The organism is Paenibacillus spongiae (genome assembly GCF_024734895.1).
GTDB classification, from domain to species: domain Bacteria; phylum Bacillota; class Bacilli; order Paenibacillales; family Paenibacillaceae; genus Paenibacillus_Z; species Paenibacillus_Z spongiae.
This window is the reverse complement of record NZ_CP091430.1, coordinates 2,212,013-2,229,841: the sequence shown is the minus strand read 5'-3', so window position 1 is coordinate 2,229,841 and position 17,829 is coordinate 2,212,013. Positions and strand designations below refer to the sequence as shown.

Annotated in this window: 18 protein-coding genes; 3 read left to right on the top strand and 15 right to left on the bottom strand. The window is 56.0% G+C overall.

The genetic code is table 11. The features are described 5' to 3' along the window. Window positions 1-23: 23 nt before the first annotated feature. The 12 genes from L1F29_RS10165 to L1F29_RS10110 form a co-directional block, all read right to left on the bottom strand. Window positions 24-389, bottom strand: coding sequence for a diacylglycerol kinase (locus tag L1F29_RS10165; RefSeq protein WP_258388201.1), 366 nt, complete (start codon window positions 387-389; stop codon window positions 24-26). Continuing rightward, window positions 389-886 carry an rRNA maturation RNase YbeY gene (ybeY, locus tag L1F29_RS10160; protein WP_258388200.1) on the bottom strand — a complete coding sequence of 166 codons (498 nt, stop codon included), beginning with the start codon at window positions 884-886 and terminating at the stop codon, window positions 389-391. The genes L1F29_RS10165 and ybeY overlap by 1 nt, the downstream gene beginning before the upstream one ends. Next, window positions 883-3,087: an HD family phosphohydrolase gene (locus tag L1F29_RS10155; protein ID WP_258388199.1), complete on the bottom strand. Its 2,205-nt coding sequence runs from the start codon at window positions 3,085-3,087 to the stop codon at window positions 883-885. The genes ybeY and L1F29_RS10155 overlap by 4 nt, the downstream gene beginning before the upstream one ends. Window positions 3,088-3,310: 223 nt before the next feature. Beyond that, complete coding sequence (locus L1F29_RS10150; protein WP_258388198.1) at window positions 3,311-4,285, bottom strand: PhoH family protein; 975 nt, start codon at window positions 4,283-4,285, stop codon at window positions 3,311-3,313. Window positions 4,286-4,289: 4 nt separating this feature from the next. Continuing rightward, window positions 4,290-5,483, bottom strand: coding sequence for a sporulation protein YqfD (gene yqfD, locus L1F29_RS10145; RefSeq protein ID WP_258388197.1), 1,194 nt, complete (start codon window positions 5,481-5,483; stop codon window positions 4,290-4,292). 33 nt (window positions 5,484-5,516) lie between these two features. Continuing rightward, window positions 5,517-5,795, bottom strand: a complete 279-nt coding sequence (yqfC, locus tag L1F29_RS10140) for a sporulation protein YqfC (protein WP_258388196.1) — start codon at window positions 5,793-5,795, stop codon at window positions 5,517-5,519. A 172-nt stretch (window positions 5,796-5,967) separates the two neighbouring features. Beyond that, complete coding sequence (locus L1F29_RS10135) at window positions 5,968-6,438, bottom strand: YqfB family membrane protein (protein WP_258388195.1); 471 nt, start codon at window positions 6,436-6,438, stop codon at window positions 5,968-5,970. Between the two features lie 51 nt (window positions 6,439-6,489). Then, entirely contained in the window at window positions 6,490-7,485 is a 996-nt protein-coding gene (gene floA / locus L1F29_RS10130; protein WP_309252390.1) for a flotillin-like protein FloA, read from the bottom strand. Between the two features lie 35 nt (window positions 7,486-7,520). After that, complete coding sequence (locus L1F29_RS10125) at window positions 7,521-8,882, bottom strand: NfeD family protein (protein WP_258388194.1); 1,362 nt, start codon at window positions 8,880-8,882, stop codon at window positions 7,521-7,523. A 248-nt stretch (window positions 8,883-9,130) separates the two neighbouring features. Next, the gene (locus L1F29_RS10120) at window positions 9,131-9,574 is read right to left on the bottom strand and encodes a GatB/YqeY domain-containing protein (RefSeq protein ID WP_258388193.1); all 444 of its coding nucleotides are present in this window, start codon (window positions 9,572-9,574) and stop codon (window positions 9,131-9,133) included. A gap of 15 nt (window positions 9,575-9,589) precedes the next feature. Next, entirely contained in the window at window positions 9,590-9,763 is a 174-nt protein-coding gene (gene rpsU, locus L1F29_RS10115) for a 30S ribosomal protein S21 (RefSeq protein WP_046230300.1), read from the bottom strand. A 123-nt stretch (window positions 9,764-9,886) separates the two neighbouring features. Then, a complete protein-coding gene (locus L1F29_RS10110) occupies window positions 9,887-10,228 on the bottom strand; it encodes a histidine triad nucleotide-binding protein (RefSeq protein ID WP_258388192.1) in 342 nt (113 codons plus the stop codon). A gap of 475 nt (window positions 10,229-10,703) precedes the next feature. Between L1F29_RS10110 and L1F29_RS34380 the strand changes: the two genes are divergently transcribed. The 3 genes from L1F29_RS34380 to L1F29_RS10100 all read left to right on the top strand — a co-directional run bounded on the left by L1F29_RS34380 (window position 10,704) and on the right by L1F29_RS10100 (window position 12,183). Further along, entirely contained in the window at window positions 10,704-10,976 is a 273-nt protein-coding gene (locus L1F29_RS34380) for a hypothetical protein (RefSeq protein ID WP_373876495.1), read from the top strand. 6 nt (window positions 10,977-10,982) lie between these two features. Further along, window positions 10,983-11,207 carry a hypothetical protein gene (locus L1F29_RS34375; RefSeq protein WP_373876494.1) on the top strand — a complete coding sequence of 75 codons (225 nt, stop codon included), beginning with the start codon at window positions 10,983-10,985 and terminating at the stop codon, window positions 11,205-11,207. A 493-nt stretch (window positions 11,208-11,700) separates the two neighbouring features. After that, complete coding sequence (locus tag L1F29_RS10100) at window positions 11,701-12,183, top strand: C40 family peptidase (RefSeq protein WP_258388190.1); 483 nt, start codon at window positions 11,701-11,703, stop codon at window positions 12,181-12,183. A 118-nt stretch (window positions 12,184-12,301) separates the two neighbouring features. Here the strand turns inward: L1F29_RS10100 and L1F29_RS10095 are convergent, their stop codons facing one another. The 3 genes from L1F29_RS10095 to L1F29_RS10085 form a co-directional block, all read right to left on the bottom strand. After that, window positions 12,302-12,925: a hypothetical protein gene (locus tag L1F29_RS10095; protein WP_258388189.1), complete on the bottom strand. Its 624-nt coding sequence runs from the start codon at window positions 12,923-12,925 to the stop codon at window positions 12,302-12,304. A 150-nt stretch (window positions 12,926-13,075) separates the two neighbouring features. Beyond that, on the bottom strand, window positions 13,076-16,561 hold the full coding sequence (locus tag L1F29_RS10090; RefSeq protein ID WP_258388188.1) for an AAA family ATPase: 3,486 nt from the start codon (window positions 16,559-16,561) through the stop codon (window positions 13,076-13,078). Beyond that, the gene (locus L1F29_RS10085; RefSeq protein WP_258389656.1) at window positions 16,558-17,769 is read right to left on the bottom strand and encodes an exonuclease SbcCD subunit D; all 1,212 of its coding nucleotides are present in this window, start codon (window positions 17,767-17,769) and stop codon (window positions 16,558-16,560) included. Before L1F29_RS10085 ends, L1F29_RS10090 begins: the two co-directional genes overlap by 4 nt. Window positions 17,770-17,829 lie beyond the last annotated feature (60 nt).

Genomic DNA, 17,829 nt, shown 5'->3' with positions numbered 1-17,829 from the left:
TTATTATGGCATAGTGACCGATATCACCATCTTTGTATGACGGACCAGATGCGGGGGCCGAACAGCAGCAGTCCGACAACTGCCGCTGCAACCGCCGTTACCAGCACAGCTGCCGCTGCCGTATCTTTGGCAGCTTTGGCTAACGGATGCCGCTCGGGACTCGCCAGATCGACAACGGCTTCGACTGCGGTATTAAGCAGCTCCGCCGCAATAACCATCGCGATAACGAGAATGAGCATGATCCATTCCACCCGCGATAATTGACATGCGGCACCCGTCGTCACAGCTACGGCAGCAGCCACGAGATGAAACTTCATATGGCGCTGCGTCTTCACAGCATGTACAATGCCGGCTACAGCGTAGCCGGCATTCCGGATAAACCGCTGCATTAGCGGGACAAGCCGGCCTTGCTCAGGACGGCTTCCTGTTTCCCCGTCATAACGGCCTCGCTTGCCTCATCCCCATGGTCGTAACCGATGAGATGCAGAAACCCGTGAACGAACAGGAAGCCGATCTCACGCTCCAGCGAATGGCCGTATTCCTCGCTCTGCGCCTTGGCGCGCTCGGCGGAAATAATGATATCGCCCAGCACCCCTTCGAAAGGCAGCGCCTCATCTTCGCTTTCCACCTCATACAGGATATCCAGCTCTTCGTCGGTTTCCTCCTGCATCGCGAAGGAGAGGACGTCCGTCGGACGGTCGATTCCCCGATAGTCCAGGTTAAGCTGATGGATGCCCGCGTCGTCGACGAACGTGAGCGCCACCTCGCCTTTCGTAATCCCCTCGGCCTCGCCCGCTATTTCGAGAAGCTGCTTGAGACGCTCTATATACGATTCCGGAATCGCGATCCGGTCTTGATCATTGCTCCATTCCAACTGCAGACTCATGCCAGCCGCTCCTTCTGTTTCACATCTTCCGGATACTCAATCCGCGAATGGAAGATGCCGATAACCGTTTCCTTTAAAGTTTGCGCAATTTTATTCAGCTCTTTCAAGGTCAGATCGCAATCGCTGAGCTGCCCGTCATCGAGCCGGTCCTTGATGATCTTGTTAATCATCGATTCGATTTGTTCCACGTTCGGGTTGCGCAAGCTCCGGACAGCCGCTTCCACGCAGTCCGAGATCCCTACGATCGCCGCTTCCTTGGATTGCGCCTTCGGGCCCGGATAACGGAAGTCGTCTTCCGTGAAGTCCGGCTGTTCGCCGGCCGCCTCCGCTTCCTTCAACGCTTTGTAGTAGAAGAACTTTAGGAACGTCGTCCCGTGATGCTGCTCCGCTATATCGCGTATTCGCTTCGGAATGTTATGGCTCTTAAGCATGTCCACACCGTCGCGCGCGTGTGCGACAATAATCGATTTGCTCAGCATCGGATCGATGGAATCATGCGGATTCTCCATATTGGACTGGTTCTCGATGAAATAGCTCGGGCGCTTCGTCTTGCCGATATCATGGTAGAACGATCCGACGCGGCATAGCAGCCCGTTGGCCCCAATCGACTCCGCAGCCGCTTCCGACAGATTCCCGACCATCACGCTGTGATGATACGTGCCCGGTGTCTCCGTAAGCAATTTGCGTAGCAGCGGATGGTTCGGATTCGACAGCTCCACCAGCTTAAGCGCCGACAAGATGCCGAAGGATACTTCAAAGAACGGCATTAGGCCGATAACCAATATCGCCGTCAGCAAGCCTCCGGCGAATGCGAACGCCACCGTCGCGATCATCTCCGTCTTGCCCGGCAGCTCGCCGATTAACATCATGGCAAGCACCGATGCGGAGCCGAAGAAGCTGACCATAATGCCCGCTTTAAGAATGGTGGATCGCTGGCTCGCCCGGTGAATGGCGAAGATCGCCGCGAACGAGATGACAGCGGTCATAAAGCCGTAATTGAAATCGAATAAACGACCCGAGCTCATATTGAAGATGACGCTGCTCAATATGGCGAACAGGAACGAGCAGACGACGGCTAACTGAACATCGAGCAGCATGACGATCAGCATCGTCCCCATTGCCGTCGGCGCCAGATAACCCACATACGGCATGCTCTCGGTTTGTGTCATCGCGACAATCTGCATGGCGACGACATTAAGCAGGAAGATCACCCACAGCATGGCGAGCTGGGCGTTATTATACCGCGTGTTCGCTCCGTCGCTCATAATGGATGCTTTCTCCATATAGCTATAGATGACTAGCAAGAAGAGGACCGACAACAGCAGCAGCCCCAGCTGCGGCAAATAGGTTCTCTTGTCCTGCAGCAAGCCAAGACCGGCCAGCCTGTCATACACTTCCTTGGTTACCATCTCGCCCTTCTGGACGATTACATCGCCCTGCTTGATCAGAACCGGCGGCGTATTCTCTCTGGCCTTGACGCGCGCTTCATTCGTCGCTTCTTTATCCAGAAATTTGTTCGGCATAATGGCGAAGCGGGCAAGCTCCTGCACGATCTCGCGCGTTTTGCGTTCGGATAGCGAGCTTGCGTTAACGAGCTCCGCCACCTTGGTGCGCGCCGTCTCCGCTTCGCGAAGAGGATCCATCATAAGCTTGCGCACAATTTCGATTCCAACGGGACGCATGTCCGCCAATTGCGTCTGGGTTAACGAAGGAAGCTTATAGAAGGTCTCTTCCGGAATGCGGTAAGCCTGCGCCTTGACGGTGGTGGACATTTCTTCCAGAAGTGTATCGTTATAAGCCCCGTCGCCGCGGTTCGCTTGCACGAAATTGTTGATATAGTTCATATAGGATTCCGGAATCTCATTCCGGTAAATATTAACCTTGCTCTGCTCTGTAACTTGATCGTCTTGATTCAATTGCTCCAGTCTCGTAAACAACTGCTCCAGCAGCGATTCGGGGCGCAGGGCCACGATCGAATAGATCGGTTCAACCCGTTCGGCCGCCGCTTCCTGCGCTTCCAGGGTCGCTTTCTTATCCTCGCTGGGCCCCTGGGCGATAATATCGCGGTCACTCGGCTTGCCTTGAACGATGTCATACGTCTTCGGCAGCAGATGCGGCGCAAGACTGAAGTAAAATAATAAGACAAACAGAAGCAGCAGCACCCAGCGGACGGCTGGGCTGTGCTTCCATCCGGTTGCCATGTTATCATCCCCTCCTCCTGAGTCATCCCCCTCGATTTGTGTTAGGCAGGTTCCGATAGGGTTAGCCTATCGAAAACGATGATGGGTGACGCCAAAGGTTACTGACCGCCCAGTGGACATTTCGTTGATTACAATCCTGCGGGGCCGGTCCGTTACTGGATGTTGCATTCGGGATATCGCCGACTAACCAGAGCAGCAAGCGCTGCCCTGTGCAGTCCTCAGCTTACGCATTCGTTTCTTCTTCGTACGTGTTATACGCCATGATGATCTTTTGAACAAGCGAGTGACGGACGACATCTTGCTCAGAGAATAATATGAATCCGATTTCCTCGATGTCCTTCAGAATCCGGCTTGCTTCAATCAACCCTGACTTGCGGCCTCTGGGCAGGTCGATCTGCGTGACATCGCCGGTTATAACCATCTTCGAGCCGAACCCGAGACGGGTCAAGAACATTTTGATTTGCTCGGGTGTCGTGTTCTGCGCCTCGTCCAAAATAATGAATGAATCGTCCAGCGTCCTTCCCCGCATATAAGCGAGCGGCGCCACCTCGATCAGCCCGCGCTCGAAAGCTTTGGCTGTCTGATCCGGCCCCAATACGTCATGGAGCGCATCGTACAGCGGGCGCAAGTACGGATCGACCTTCTCCTGCAGATCGCCGGGCAGAAAGCCGAGGTTCTCGCCTGCTTCGACCGCAGGCCGGGTCAGCATGATCCGTTTTACGGACCCTTCCTTCAAGGCCGCTATGGCCAGGACGACCGCCAAATACGTTTTGCCTGTACCGGCCGGGCCGATTCCGAATACGATGTCTTTCTTCTTAATCGTCTTCACATAGTGCCGCTGGCCGATTGTTTTGACGCGAATCGGTTTCCCCTTGTAAGTCGAAGTAATCTCCGCCTTGAACAAGTCCAGCAGCTGGTCTGCTTGCAGCGTCTTCGCCATTTCCAGCGCATACATGACGTCGCGCTCGGTCGGAACGTAGCCGCCCCTGAATAATTGCTGCAATACGGTGTACAGCTGTTCGAGGGAATCCACATCGGCGGTTGGCCCGGAAATCGTAATTTCCGCCTCGCGGGACATAATGTCCGCTTTCATCTGTTCTTGTACGAGCCTTAAATACTTGTCCTGCGGACCGAACAACGCCAGTCCTTCCGCACCGCTCTCCAGCGGGATTTTCACTACTTTCGTCTCATTGTGCAAATGTTCATTCTCCCTGCATATGAACTAACGGCCTTTCAGTCGCGATGGACTGCTCTACTTCAAAAAGCACTTTCATATAAACTTTACCATTGTCCGTCTTTTCATGCAAAATGTTTTCCGCGCGAACGACCGTTTTGGGTCCGTTCTTAGCGATAATATCCGCGCGAGCTTGCAGCAAACCTGCCGCTTTCGCTTCTTCGGGGCTGACCGGAACCGTTTCTTCCCGAACCTCCCATACCGTTTCTTTCAACCTTCCGATCGGCAGTTTTCGCGTGCGCCAGGTCGTCTGTTCCATATGACGGACCGTCTCGTATTTCTCGAAGGGGAGCTTGCCGAAGCCGCTGACCTTTAACGCCCTGCCTCCGATGACCGCATACCAGATCGTACGTTTTTCTCCCGTATATGCCTTAACCTTCCGTTCCAGCGGGGATACGATATTATACTCATGCCATACAAGCCCTTTAACCTCGCCCTTGGCTACAACAGTCCGGGTATTGTTCGCGTCGCCCAGAATTCCCGAGATCAGGACGTCGCCCATCTTTACCCTCGCATTGCGCTTGACGACCGGCCTTCCCGTCTCCGCCTGTATATCCGTGACGACCGCATCCGTGGAGGCAACCAAATGTCGGGGGCTTAGGAGCGGCAGAGGGGCCGGCTTGGTCGTTTCTACGACCTGTATCGTTATTTTCGTTCCCCGCTTCTCCACGCCGATCCATGCCGCGCCAGGCAGCTTCTGCGCCATACGCTTGGACAGCTCGTCGGTCGGGGTTAACCGGAACGACCATTGGAACGGGTACAGACCCTCCTGCTTGGCCACCTGTAAAATCCGCTCTTCAGACAGCAGGTTGTTGCCCTTCACTTCAATCGTCCAAATGAGCGAGGAGAGCATGTACATTCCGATGAAAAAAAGAATAAGGCCGATCCCGAAGAAAAGGCGTTTCTCCAGCTTCTTGAACCAGAACGGCATGCCGCGGCGCGCGACGATATGCAGGCGGGAGCCTGTCTCCTTCAGAAGCGGCCGAAGCCGGAAGAAGTCGCCGATCACGACATGGCAAACAAGCCCGCCATCGCTTGTCCGGCTAATAGACCACAGCTGCAGCCCGCTTGCCAGCGCCCGGTTTACGAACTCCTCCAGCCTTTCTCCCTGCACCCGAATGATGACGATTCCGCGTACCCATTGCAACCATGAGGCATTCATGCCTTCTCCCCCTTATACGGTAACGAAAGTCCTTTATTCATGGACTTCGATATGCTTGATTTGACCTTCCACGAACACTTCTTCCGTCCATATCGTACGAATGATGAGCCCTTCGCCGGTGATTTCAAGCTCTCCCTTGGTTAGTGCGAGCCGGAGCTTGTCACTGGAGAAATGCAGCACGCCGCGATGGTTCTCGATGTATAGCTGACGGTCTCCGATCATCGTCAGCCTTGGCAAATCGAATACGACGTCCTGCGGCAAGTCGAACAGATCGGCTGCCATTTTGCGCAGTCTGCGGTTTATGCGGCCCATATGAGCAGAAGCCCCCTTCCCGTACTGTACCAAACTATGCGGGAAACTCCGGAAATATGAGAGACTGCCGGCACAGGGAGGATAAACCGCTGTAATATCCGCTAGAGACAGCACAAAAAAGCCGATGAAGCAGTAGTTCTGCTTCATCGGCTTAAAAGTAGTTGGATATTGTTTATCGTCTGCCAAACGGTTTCTTGGCTCTTGGGGGACCGAGTATCTCGGCCATCAGAACAGCCCGGGCAAGTTCGTCCCGGTCCGACAGACGCAGCGAACGCCCGCCCTGCTCGCGCGCTCCCGCGACGCTGCTTGCCGCTGCGGGCGGCATGGAGCTTACCGTCGCAGGCTTTGCAGGGAGACGGTCAGCGCGAGGCGTCTCATATTCATACTCCCAATGGTCAGCCCGGTCGTCCTCGAAGGTTGAGGTGTAGACGGGGCGTTCGTGACGCGGTTGTTCTTCTCTCTGCGGCGTTTCAGCCGCCGCGGGACGCGGGCGGTTCGGCGCTGCATTGCCTCCGCCGCCGAAATCCGGCATCCTGCGGTTCGGATCGCCTTTCTTCATCTTGGAGAATAACGAGAAGATGAACCCGACCACGACGACGACAACGAAGAAATTGTTCGTTATAAACTCAATGATCTCACGCATGCCTTTCACCTCCTGGCGGCGTTACTTCCGGTGACGGGCTAGTCGGATTCATCAATGATCCGACTTGTTATCGCCAGTGCTCTCCGGTTTGCCGATGGATCCGCGCATCTGCGTGTCCGCTTCGATATTCTTCATATTCATATAGTCCATAACGCCGAGCTTGCCATTCTTCAATGCGTCGGCCATGGCGAGAGGGACCTGCGATTCGGATTCTACGACGCGGGCGCGCATTTCGACGACGCGCGCTTTCATCTCCTGCTCTTGAGCGACGGCCATCGCGCGGCGTTCTTCCGCTTTCGCCTGGGCGATTCGTTTGTCCGCTTCCGCCTGCTCCGTCTGGAGATGGGCACCGATATTCTTGCCTACATCGACGTCCGCGATATCGATCGATAGAATTTCGAACGCCGTGCCGGCGTCCAATCCTTTGCCGAGTACCGTACGGGAGATCATATCCGGATTCTCCAAGACGTCTTTATGCGAATTCGAGGAACCGACGGTTGTTACGATCCCCTCGCCGACGCGCGCAATGATTGTTTCTTCGCCGGCACCGCCGACAAGACGGTCAATATTGGCGCGGACCGTAACCCGCGCTTTAACCTTCACTTCAATACCGTCCTTGGCAACCGCCGCAACGATCGGCGTTTCGATTACGCGAGGATTTACGCTCATTTGGACGGCTTGCAGCACATCGCGTCCGGCAAGGTCGATAGCTGCCGCGCGCTCGAATACCAGCTCGATATTCGCACGTTGGGCGGCGATCAGCGCATTAACGACGCGGTCGACGTTACCGCCGGCCAAGAAATGGCTCTCCAGCTGGTTAATCGTCAGTCCAAGACCGGCCTTGGTCGCTTTAATGAGCGGATTCACGATCCGGCTCGGAACGACCCGGCGCAGGCGCATCGCAACCAGCGTAATAATCCCGACCCGCACGCCCGAAGCCAGCGCGGAAATCCAGAGCATAATCGGGAAAAAGCTTAAGAATACAGACAAGATGATTATGGCAAGAACTGCGATAATCAAGATGGATACCATCGGATCCAAAGTCATCTAAACCCCTCCAGCAATTGTTTGTCTTCCTGATTCTAACATTGTCTCACAACAACACGTGTTCCTTCAACCTTTACGACTTCTACCTGCGTGCCTGCCGCGATAAATTCACCGTTCGTGACGACATCGATCCGTTCATCGCCGATGCGCGCCGTTCCGGCAGGTCTAAGCGGCGTCAGCGTTTCGCCGACTTTGCCCAGCAGCGTCGTTTTGTTGCTGCTCGACACATAGCCTTCCTCCGTTGTCATCCGGTCCTTCAAAATAAATTTGTTCCATACGCCGCGGTGTTTGAACCTCCGCGCGATGAAGAACACGATGACAGCCGCCGCTACGAGCGCTACGAAGAGCGACAGCAGCGCGCTCTCGGCATTCGGAGAGGCCATGACAATGCCGGCTATTAGCGATACTGTCCCTAATATGCCGAGTATCCCGAAGCTCGGGACGAACAGCTCGCTCACAAGCAAGGCAATACCGAGCACGAACAGCACAACATCCTCCATGCCGGCAAAGCCCGCGATGTAATGGCCGAAGAAATAAAGGCCGAATCCGACCACGCCAATGATGCCGGGCAATCCGAAGCCTGGGATAATGAGCTCAATTGTCACGCCGGCGATCCCGATGATCAGCAGGAGCGTCTTCATGACAGGCGAGGTCAAGAACTCCGCAATCTGTTCCATAGCCGTCTGCCCCACTTCGATAACCGTCCGCTCCGACAGACCGGCCTGCTTCAATAGATCTTCTACCGAATCAGCCGTATATTCGGCATAACCGACTTTGACCGCCTCGGGTGCGGACAACGTCAAGATGTCTCCCTTTTCCTTCGTGCGTCCGATCTCCTTCATCTCAACCGTAACATCGGTGTTGACCATCGCAGCGGCGATATTCTGGTTTCTGCCGTTTAGTTCGGCCGCAGCCATCATTGTTTTGGTCCAATAGGAGATCGTCTTCGGGTTGTCGATCAGCTTGCCAGACCCGTCGACAACGGCTGCCGCACCTATGGTGCTGCCCGGCTGCATCGCCAGCTCCTTCGCATTCAAGGCAATATAGGTGCCTGCGGAGACCGCTTTCCCTTGTACGTAGGCGATTGTCGGCACTTTGCTGCCCCGCACCAATTCACCTATAGCCTCTGCACTGTCGACGCGCCCGCCGAACGTGTTTAGCACAAGCACGATTCGCTCGGCCTGGGCTTCCTCCGCTTCGGCATACGCCCGTTCCAAATACGACTGGAGCCCGGATTCGACTGTCTGCTCGGCCCGGATGACATACACTGCGGGACCGACCGGGTTTGGCTGTTCAGCCGCCGCAGACACCATCGGAGCCGCAGCAAACATCACATTGACGAACAAGACGAAGGCTGCCAGCCAGCCCTTCACCATCCATGTTCCTGCTCGCTTCACATCTGCCCCTCCCTTATCTGTTTTTGTGGAGCAATTCACTTACGAAGTGTCATACAAGTTTGGCCGTTCATGCTGTCGGGCACAGCCCGTTCACATATCAGCCACAATCCTCTATACGTAAGTATAACATGTAACGTTTCAATTACGGACTTATAATGAAAACTTATAATGAAAAAAGGATTAGAAAATATCCGCGAACAACCGAAAAAACACTCCCTGGGAAGGGAGTGTTTGGCTGTCAGCCTATGTTATTGCAGAAATTGCTGCACGAGCGTGTTTACTAGTTTACCATCAGCTCGCCCTTTGACTTTCGGCATGAGGGCGGTCATGACTTTTCCCATCTCGGCTTTCGAAGAAGCACCGGTTTCCTGGATGGTCTGCTGAACAATCTCTTTGATCTCTTCTTCGGTCAGCTGTACGGGCAGGTATACACTAATAATTTCAATTTCTGCGGCGATATCTTTCGCAAGATCGTCGCGGCCGGCTTTTTCAAATTCTTGGAGGGAATCTTTACGTTGTTTGATTTCACGACTTAGAATATCAAGGACTTCATTATCGTCGAGCGCACGCTTCAAATCAATTTCCTGATTCTTTATAGATGCACGAATCATCCGAATCGTTGTTAATTTGAACTTCTCCCGATCCTTCATCGCTTGCTTCATATCGTCGTTCAATCGTTCGCTAAGGTTCATTGTGGAAGGATCCTCCTAAAACTTTCTCTTACGCGCAGCCTCGGACTTTTTCTTGCGCTTGACACTAGGCTTTTCATAATGCTTGCGTTTCTTCACCTCGGCCAATACGCCATCCTTCGCGATGGAACGCTTGAAGCGGCGGAGTGCAGAATCGATTGTCTCGTTTTTCTTAACTTTTGTTTCAGACACCAGTTTTCCCTCCCTCCGAAACAGACCGTCCAAGAAGTACATACACGGTTTATCAAACTACATTATATGTCATAACGAAAGTCAGTGTCAACTTGGACACGTACTCGTCACGATAGTTTTTTATCACCCGGCGAGTCCGGACAGCTTCTTGCCTCCGAGCAGGTGTACATGCAGGTGATAGACGACTTGCCCGCCCTCGGCATTGCAATTGTTGACAAGCCGGTAACCGGATTCGTCAACGCCTTGCTCCTTGGCGATTTGACGCGCAACCGAGAAGATTTCGGCGATCAATGCGTCATCTTCAGCCGCAACGTCGTTCATCGTCGGAATATGCTTCTTCGGTATGATCAGGATGTGAATGGGAGCAGCCGGTTGAATATCATGAAACGCAATGATTCGTTCGTTCTCGAACACCTTCTTAGAAGGGATGCTCCCCTCGACGATTTTACAAAAAATACAATCCATACTCTTATCCTCCAATCGATGCTTCCGCAATGACGTCAGCTCGTTATTATTATTACGTTCATCATATCGGAAAATAATGGGCTCGTCCAACTGCAAAAGAAGCCGCCTTCCATGGACGGCCGGCAGGCGTAGTTTTTTTTGCCGCGTTGCTTTTTAATAGAAAGTAAGCAGGGTCAGGCCGTTAAGCGCAGCAAGCGGAAAAGTCTGACGCACGAAGCGGCGGCGCGGGTAATAGGGGTACGGATAGATGGGCGGATAAGGATTAAAGGGCGTAAAATCGCGCGGATCCCAGCCAGGGCAGCAATGAGGAACGGCAATGCAAACCATTTCGTCGTCGATATGCTCGACAAATCCGTCACAGCACCAGCCATCCTTCGTGTGCGCAAGCACATAACGATGCATATGATCCTTGCACCATTGTTTCATCTCATGCTTTTCCATCGGCTGCGTATCCATTGGACTGTTGTTCATCGGGTTGTTCGGCATATTTGGCATCGGTAGGTTTGGCATATGGCTGTTTGGCATCGGCTTATACGGCATGTTGGGCATCGGCTTATTCGGCATGTTGGGCATCGGGCTGTTCAGCATATGGCTGTTCGGCATGTTGGGCATCGGTAGGTTTGGCATATGGCTGTTGGGCATCGGCTTATTCGGCATGTTGGGCATCGGTAGGTTTGGCATATGGCTGTTGGGCATCGGCATGTTGGGCATCGGTAGGTTTGGCATGTGGCTGTTTGGCATCGGCTGATTCGGCATGTTGGGCATTGGGCTGTTCAGCATTGGCTTATTCGGCATGTTGGGGATCGGTAGGTTTGGCATATGGCTGTTCAGCATATTGCTGTTGGGTATATTGCTGTTGGGTATATTGCTGTTGGGCATTGGTTTATTGGGCTTCGGACTGTTGGGCTTCTGGTTGTTTTCGTTCGGCTGGATGGCGGTATTTGGTTTTGCTGTCATTTTGGCAGTCGGGGACGTTTGAACCTTTTTCTCCAAGGGATGTACCTCCTATATTTAGTAGACTATGAACGGCTGCTGTTCCATCGGCGGCACAAAGAGCGCAGCCTCCTCGCTTCTCTTTCTTCTCTTATCATGATATTCGCCTGTAGGCGAATGGCGCCTGGCCCATGAAAAATAGGCTCGCGCCCCTTATATAGAAGCAGCCTTGCACGAAAGAGCTAATTCCGAATCAGAGAATCATCCTGCCTGCGCTGCGGGCGGGTTATGAACATGAATAAAATAATGATGTACATCCGTTAAAAATCCCAAATTCTTCTAAAAATAATGGTCTATTAACCCCTTCTCATAAAGAACGAATCAAAAATGAGAGCATTCTAATGTAAATCTCATAAAACAGTGCAACCTTTTGCTCTCACTCACTTTTCGCTCTTTGTGGAAAATTTAAGGAAATTTTTGCGTGCTATACTAATCTCAATCGATCCAGTAACAAGCAAACGGAGGGACAATATATACTTATGCGCGTAAAAAACTTTTTTCGGAAAATTGTCATCACGAGCCTGTGTACAACAATCGGCTTCTCGGCCTTGGCCTTTGGAGCATCCAGCACGACGAATGCGGCGACCACGGAAACGCTGGGGCTTCTCTCAACCGGAAAAGAATACATAGGAACACCTTATAAATTAGGCTCCGCTAGCGGATCAACGTCTTCTTTCGACTGCTCGTCCTTTACCCAGTACATCTTCAAGCTCAATGGCGTAAAGCTGCCGCGCACGACCACCAGCCAAGCGCTGGTCGGCAAGAAAGTAGCCAAGGGCTATTTAAGCGTTGGCGATCTCGTTTTCTTTAACACGAATGGAAAAAGCATCAGTCATGTCGCCGTCTATGCCGGCAACAACAAAATTCTTCATAGCTCCAGCAGCAAAGGGGTTACCATCGCCGATATGAACTCTAAGTACTGGAAGTCGAAATATGTTACAGCTCGTCGAGTTTCCCTATAATAATCGCAAGCATATCCAGAATGCCTTCTCATATCGAGGAGGCATTCTTTTTTTCGTTACCTGCTTAAAAAAAAAAGCTGGAATCCGGCATAACCGGTTCCCAGCTTCCTTATTGCTCCTACTTCTTCTCCGCTGAGAATTCAACGTTCTCAGGTTCATTCATAATATTCAGCAGCTGCCTGCTGATCTCAATCCACTTGCCTCCGGCTTGTACCGTTATCGCGATTTCTTTGGTCGTATCGCTGAAACTGAACGGATCGGATGCTTCCTTCAGCTTCGCATACACCGAATCCAGCTCTTGCAAATAAAGGCGTTCCGCTTCCGTTAAGGGTCCCTCATGATTGCCCAGCTCCTGGAGAGAGCGCTCAACCTGCGAGGTGAATGTCCCTGCATCCCGTTTGGCAGGAGTGAACGGTTCGCCGCTGACGGCTTCCGCCTCTTGTATGAATGCAGCCACATCCGGTGCATGGTGAAAAGCTGCAGCCACATCACTCTTCGCGGCCAAACGGCTGGCTATATCGATGTCGGCAAGCAGTGCCTGAATGCCGTCATGCACGGATTGAAAATGCTGCTTCGCGTTATCCCCCGAACTAATAATAGCCATGCCTCTCTGCGCGCGGTCTTCCTGCTCCCGCGAGATCGATTTGCTGTACAATAACACATTGAAGGTCACGCTGATCACGATTAATAGTAGAAGGGCAGGAACGAAAAACGACCGTTTCGGCTGCTGATGATGCTCCACGAACAATTACCTCCATACGGCAGGATACTATCGTTCTCCTGACGCAATGTTTATAGTGACAATCAAAACTACAATTTACAATACCTTTTTTCATATGAAGATTCAATGTCGATATTGGCACAATTGCCAAGTTTTAGATCGTTCTTCCGCTTACATCGTCTCCAAAGCGACGGTGCTGCCAAGTCCGGTTGGCTCGGCAGCCGTTACGATCAGCCGCCGCGGCAGTCTTGCCCGCAGCTCGGGCACATGGGAGATGACACCGACGGAGAGACGGTCGGTGTGCAGCTTCTCCAAGGCGGTAATGACCGTGTCAAGAAGCTCCGGATCAAGCGTCCCGAACCCTTCGTCCAGGAAAAAGAATTGCAGCGGATATTTGCCGCGCAGTTGAATTTGACCGGATAACGCAAGCGCCAGCGCCAGCGAAGCCAGGAAGGTTTCTCCGCCCGACAGCGTAGACACCGGACGGCGGATGCCGCCGTTCGCATCGTCGCGGATAACGAACCCGCCGCCGGAATCCACCTCCAGCGCATACCGCCGCTTCGTCAGATAGCCCAGCCGCTCGGAAGCGGCGCGGCATACCTGGACGAGCTGTTCCTCCGCGACATATTCAACGAAGGCGTTGCCCCGGAATACGGACTGAAGCGACTTGAGTCGGCCGCACAGCGCATCCATCGACGCTCGCTTGGCTTCCAGCTGCGTCCATCGTTCATGCTTTGCCTTCAGTTCTTCCAGATCGCGCTCGGCTTTGGCTGCCATCTGGAGCGCCGCTTCATTGAGCTCGCGAGCTTGCCTATACCCGCTAATGCATTGCTCCCACTGTTCATCGGTAACCGACCGTCCGTCAAGCTGGTCGCGCAGCAGCTCGATCTGGGCCGACAATTGTTGTTCTTCTTCGCGGAAACGGGCAATTTCGGATGCGATCGCTTCCTGCTGCGCCAATAAGGGCCGCAAGGCCGCAACTTCCATGCCCGACTCGAACGGAGATGCTTCCAATGAGGCAATCCATCCTGCAGCCGTCTCGTTCTGCCTGTCCGCCGCCGTGCGCTCGCCCTCCATCGCAGCGCTGCGCAGCTCGGCAGCTTCTTGAAGGGCAGCTTGCGCGGCTTCGCTCTCGGTCTTCAGACGCTGCAAACGGCCCCGCAGCTCCTCGAGCTCTCTGCTCGCTGCAGTGAGCAGCTCGCCTGCCGGCTCCCCGCCGGTCAGGGCATGCAGCTGGACCCGTTTCTCCTCCAATTGCTCCTTCTGGCTCGCAAGCTTAGCCGCCAGCTCGACCGCCTCCAATTGAGCCGTCTGCTGCTCTTGGCGATGGCCTGCAGCGAGTCTGTTCGTATCTTCAATAAACGAGACGCTGCGGTCCAGCCTCTCGCGGAGCTCATGTGCGGCGTTCTCCCGCTGCTCGTAATCGTCCAATAACGCCTGGGCAAGCTCGGGAAGCAATTCGGCGCCGAACTGCTCCTTCCATAACGCCAGCTCGCCGGCCTGCGCAGCCTGAAGCTGGGCAGCCTTCTCGCGGGCTCTGCGGTCCACGGCCGATTGCGAACGCAGCTCGCCGGCTGCCGACTCGCAACCTCGCTGTGCCTCCAGGAAGGCAGTACGCAGACGGCCGATACCGGATTCCAATTTTGCAAAGGATTGTTCAAGTTCGGAGTATGTATGAGACGCAGCGGCAAGGAAGGAATCGAATGCAGCTAACGCGACAGCATCCGATGCTGGACCCTGCCCAACCAGCTCCGTCAGCCTTAGCGCAGGCTCTTCGATGGCAGCCGCAGCCTCCAGCTGCCAATCTGCTCCTGTTAACAGATCCTGGTTCTCCTTCGGCTCCGCTTCCCCAGATAACGATTCAATCAGCCGTTCATGGACGGCGTCCGCCTTGCTGCGGAGCGGCGATAGTTTCCGTATTAACGCTTGCGTCCGCTCTTGAAGCTTCTCCCAATCCATAATCGTCGTGCCCGTGCCTGCGGTATCCTCTTCGGCGGCTTTACGATGTTCCCGGATATGATGGCAGGAGCCGCATACCGGGCAAGGCTCTCCGTTCTTCAGACCTTCGGACAGCTGGGCGGCAAGCTGTCTGCGCTGCTGCTCGCGGTACTCGATCCGGGCCCGTTCCATCACCTCCGGAAGGCGATCTCCTGTCTTCTGGAGCGCAAGATCCAGAGCGTACAGCTCCTGACGGATTGGCGCCAGCGCATTCATCGCGCCAGTCAAGCCGGCGGCTGCTTCCGCTCCGGCCTGTTCGGCCTTGGCGTGAGCTTCGCTAAGTCGGGTCAGCGACTTGTGCTGGGCAGCCGCTTCGAGATCGGCCGCCTTCCGCTGCTCGCGGAGCGAATCGAGCTGAACGAGACGCTTGGCCAGCGCGGTGCGCCGCTCTCTCTCCTCGCCGCTGAGCTCCGTCCGCTTCAGCTCGGCCTTCAGCTCGCTTTGCTTGGCCGCGGCCCGGCCAAGCGTCTCCTCCGCTTTGGCAGCCTGCTCGCCAAAGCTTCGCTGCCGGCCGGCGGCGTCCGCGTGGCGGCGCTCGCCATCGGTCGCGCTTGCGGCAAGCGCGGCGGCTTCGCCTTCAAGCCGCTGCGCGCCCGCAAGCTGCTCGAGCCGCTGCGCCAGGCGCGGCTCGGCCTCGGCCGCTTCGGCGCCCGCCGCGGCCCACGCGGAGGCGGCCAGGGCGGCCGCCTCCTGCCGGGCGGCATGCGCCCGCCCGGCCGCTTCGCGGCGGGAAGCGGCTGCGCGCAGCGCCGCTTCGGCCGCTTCGGCGGCGTCCATCGCGGGCACCAGCCGCTCGGCCGCCGTCAGGCGCTGCAGCTCGCGCTCGCGCTCCGCGATGCGCGGCGCGTCCGCGAGCAGCTTCGCCTGCAGCGCTTCCTTCGTGCGCAGCGCCTCCTGGCGCTCGCGCACGTGCAACCGCTCCGCGTGCAGCCGCTCCGCTTCCGCGAGCGATGCGCGCGCGGCCGCTGCCGCGGCTGCCGCTTCGCGGTGGCGCTCCGCCGCCGCATCGACGGCGGCGGCCGAAGCGTCCCCGAGGCCGTGCTGCTCGGCAGCGGCCTCGTTCAAGGCGGCCTCCGCCGCCTTCATGCGCTGGTTCAGCTTCAGCGCGAGCCCGTCGCCGAACCGCTCCAGCCGGAACAGGCGCTGCAGCATCTGCCGTCTGTCCTTGCCCGTCAGCGACAGAAACTCCGCGAATTTCCCCTGCGGCAGAACGACGGCGCGCGTAAAGTCCTGCATTTTCAGGCCGATCCGCTCCTCCACGCAGCGGGTAACATCGGAAAGCTTATCCGCCAGCACGACTTCCCCGCTTGCCGTAAGCTCGACGAAGCGGCTCAGCGTATTGCTGACCGACACGTCGCCGCCGCGCTTGAACTGGCGCTCGACCCGGTAGCGCCGGTGTTCGCCGGAGCCGGACAGCTCGAAAGTAAAGGAAACCGACAGCTGCTTCTCTGCGTGATTCATGATGCCCTGCGTTCCGTTCGCGGCGCGCTCCACCTTGCCGTACAAGGCCAGCGTCATGGCATCCAGAATGCTCGACTTGCCGCTGCCTGTCGATCCGAATATGCCGAACACGCCCGCCTCGCATAAGCGGGCAAAGTCGATCTCCTGCATCGCGCGGTAGCTCTGCAAACCGCTTAACCGCAATGTGATAGGCTTCATTCGCCTGCCCCTCCTTCCTCCGGCTCATATGCAGCAGCCGCTTCATCCGCCTCTTCGGCAATCAGCTCCAGAAATAGCCGAACCGTCTCCGCATCGGGCTCCGCCCCCCCGGTCTGCTTCGCGAAGAACCGGCGGAACAGCTCTTCCGCAGGCAGCTCGTCGCGAGGTCTGCCGGCCTCTTCATCGCTAGCGACCATCTCCGGATATACGGGGCGGATATGAATGAGGCCATCGTGCATACGCCGCAGCTGTTGAATATGCGACAGCGTCATCGTCTCTGTCATCCAGATGTCCAGATCGATCCAGCCTCTGGCATCGCGGCCTTCGTCGAGCCATCGGTAGACCTCCTCCAGGCCGCCCTTCGCCTGCCATCGGACAAGCGGTCTGCCGCTGCGAAGCAGCAGCTCCTGCGGCGCGACCGGCTGCCCCGGCTTGGCGTCGAACACCGTAACCGATTTGGCCTGTCCGGCTTCCGAGAAGCTGTAGGCAAGCGGCGAGCCGCTGTAGCGCATCAGCTCGTCGCCGGCGACACGCTGCGGACGGTGCAGGTGGCCAAGCGCCACATATTGAGCGCCGACGCGCAGCGCCGATGGATCAACCGTATAGGCCCCGCCCACCTGGATCGGCCGCTCCGAATCGGTCTCCAGACCGCCGAGCACATAGATGTGGCTCATCGCCAAATTGACCGTGTCCGGGCGGAATGATGCGCCCAGCCGGTTCATTAGAGCGCCGACACGCTCCGAATAGGCGCTCCGCAGCGCCGCTTCGTCCGTCTCCTCGCTAAGCAGCTCGCGCAGCCGCGATTCCGACGGATAAGGAAGCGCCGCAATTACGGCGCGTTCTCCCGTGCGGGCCGCATCTACGATTAGCGGCTCATCGGTAGGCAAGCCTACAAGCCGAATTCCGCTGCGCGATGCCAGCGGGGCGGAAGCCGCCACCCGCTCGGGATGGTCATGATTGCCCGCTATAACCGCAACCGTCCGCTTCCCGCCGTCGGCCAGCCGCGACAACGCTTCATAGAACAGCTGCTCCGCAGCCGCGGGCGGGTTGACCGAATCGTATACGTCGCCTGCCAGAAGCACCAGATCGATCGCTTCGTCTTTGACGATTTCTGCTAGCTCGTCCACGAAGGCCGCCTGCTCTTCCAAACGGCTGCGCCCCTCCAGACTCCGCCCGAAATGCCAGTCTGCCGTATGTAAAATACGCACTTCATTTCCCTCCATGCCGCGCGGGCGGATCGCTGCCAAAGCGATCCGCCCCCGGGATTT

What these genes read in the sequence shown, in the direction of transcription:
- L1F29_RS10165 (WP_258388201.1), bottom strand. Translation starts at nt 389, where the DNA reads ATGCAGCGGTTTATCCGGAATGCCGGCTACGCTGTAGCCGGCATTGTA.
- ybeY (WP_258388200.1), bottom strand. Translation starts at nt 886, where the DNA reads ATGAGTCTGCAGTTGGAATGGAGCAATGATCAAGACCGGATCGCGATT.
- L1F29_RS10155 (WP_258388199.1), bottom strand. Translation starts at nt 3,087, where the DNA reads ATGGCAACCGGATGGAAGCACAGCCCAGCCGTCCGCTGGGTGCTGCTG.
- yqfD (WP_258388197.1), bottom strand. Translation starts at nt 5,483, where the DNA reads ATGAATGCCTCATGGTTGCAATGGGTACGCGGAATCGTCATCATTCGG.
- yqfC (WP_258388196.1), bottom strand. Translation starts at nt 5,795, where the DNA reads ATGGGCCGCATAAACCGCAGACTGCGCAAAATGGCAGCCGATCTGTTC.
- L1F29_RS10135 (WP_258388195.1), bottom strand. Translation starts at nt 6,438, where the DNA reads ATGCGTGAGATCATTGAGTTTATAACGAACAATTTCTTCGTTGTCGTC.
- floA (WP_309252390.1), bottom strand. Translation starts at nt 7,485, where the DNA reads ATGACTTTGGATCCGATGGTATCCATCTTGATTATCGCAGTTCTTGCC.
- L1F29_RS10120 (WP_258388193.1), bottom strand. Translation starts at nt 9,574, where the DNA reads ATGAACCTTAGCGAACGATTGAACGACGATATGAAGCAAGCGATGAAG.
- L1F29_RS10110 (WP_258388192.1), bottom strand. Translation starts at nt 10,228, where the DNA reads ATGGATTGTATTTTTTGTAAAATCGTCGAGGGGAGCATCCCTTCTAAG.
- L1F29_RS34375 (WP_373876494.1), top strand. Translation starts at nt 10,983, where the DNA reads ATGTTGGGCATTGGGCTGTTCAGCATTGGCTTATTCGGCATGTTGGGG.
- L1F29_RS10100 (WP_258388190.1), top strand. Translation starts at nt 11,701, where the DNA reads ATGCGCGTAAAAAACTTTTTTCGGAAAATTGTCATCACGAGCCTGTGT.
- L1F29_RS10090 (WP_258388188.1), bottom strand. Translation starts at nt 16,561, where the DNA reads ATGAAGCCTATCACATTGCGGTTAAGCGGTTTGCAGAGCTACCGCGCG.